The sequence below is a fragment of the Shigella sp. FC1567 genome, assembly GCF_001743015.1.
GTDB lineage: Bacteria > Pseudomonadota > Gammaproteobacteria > Enterobacterales > Enterobacteriaceae > Escherichia > Escherichia coli.
The window spans coordinates 1-1,597 of sequence record NZ_MIIV01000260.1; the positions used below are offsets into that span (position 1 = coordinate 1).

1 protein-coding gene is annotated in these 1,597 nt (G+C 35.2%); it reads right to left on the bottom strand.

The features are described 5' to 3' along the window. Positions 1-372: 372 nt before the first annotated feature. Positions 373-1,597, bottom strand: a 1,225-nt coding sequence (ospC4, locus tag BHE85_RS15125; protein ID WP_158512899.1) for a type 3 secretion system effector OspC4, incomplete at its 5' end; no start/stop codon positions are given.

The following is a 1,597-nucleotide window of genomic DNA, read 5'->3' on the forward strand; positions in this document are numbered from 1 at the left end:
AACTCCGTAGAGTAACGTTGGGTTTTTCTGCTCATTATTGGCTCCTTCTGATGCCATTCTATTTCAGGAAGGAGTGTCCGTTAAACTCAGGCTACCTCACTCCCGTAAAGACAGGAGTCAAGTTCCCGCTCCGACATAACTGCGTGCAATGGATTTTGAAGGAACCGTCAGCCCATTCCCCGGAGGCAAACATGGGCTGGCAAAAGTGTAGCGGTATTAGGCACAGCTATTTAGGAAAGAGGGACCATCTCCATCTCATTAAATGGACCACGCCAGACAATTCACTGTCATGCTGATGCTGCACTGTGGGGACAGAATCACTCATGATGACTTCGATAATCGACGACATTATTATTTGGCCGAGCTTTTAGGTCATATCTCAAATCGTTTGCCTAATATTGCTCCATTTTTTAATAAAAAATCAATCATTTTTGGATTTTTGCTTTTCATTGCATTGTCAAGCATAGTGTCCCCACTATTTGCTTTTTGAAATTTTTTGTTTACATCAACCAATCCATTATTGATAAAATATTCTAGCACTTTATAGTTGGCACCATCTTTACTAAGTAAGTATTCAACATCATACAGATTACAATATCTATTGTTGTTCATTTTCTCCATCTCTGCGACATCTTGTTTTGTAAAATTAAATTTAGATAGTAAATAAAGTGCTATATCAGCTTTTTTATTGCCTAAAGAATAAGCAAGGGCCTGATGAGCCATTTTTTTATCAGTCACTTTATTGTTAATCTCTTCATAATTAGATGCTTTAATCGCATCCTCCAAAGATATGTCTCTGAGTTTTATTTTTTTGAAGTTATCTGTACTTAGCATTCTTGGTATATGATACTCAAGCTGAAACACAAAGTTTATAATTCTATCCAGACTAACAGGATCAATATTTTTGTTATAACAAAACTCTCTGAATCCTTGATCTTTACTCTTTCTTATAAAATCAATAAGATGCAACCCAATTCCAAGCCTCATATCTTTAGTGTTAAATATTGGAACATCAGTTTTCCCCTGATTACCATGCACATACCTGCTAACTTCATCCACAACCTCTTTAAAGTTATCTAAGAAAAATGATTGGTGCTCATGGTAAAAAACAGGTGGAATAGCATTATCAAAGTGATCGGTTAATGTCATATATCCATATGGAGAGTCATGATCAATGATATACGCATTGGCGCCAAAATCTACAGTATGATGTGTTTTATTTAGCGGGAGTTTTTCTTGATGATTGGAAATTTCAACCCCAAAAAAAACAAAATCGTGGTTAGAGATTTCTTTAATATCCTCAGAGTATGTATTCTTATGTGTTTGTATATTTTCAGACTGAATTTTATCAAAGGATTTAATATTAAGAATATTATTTGACAGATTAGAGTTACTTTGATGTCTGAAGTTAAAATTAGAATTAATAATAATAGAAAGTAAGTGACGTTCGTCTGAAGAAAGAGGATGAACTTTTTGTATTATCTCAGAGATATAGTGCCTGGACACCTTATCGAGATGCTCAAGTGACCGAAATGATGACCGTGCTCCAGATGGCGCTTCAATAGAAAGATTTAGTGATTTGAAACTGGTCCCTTGA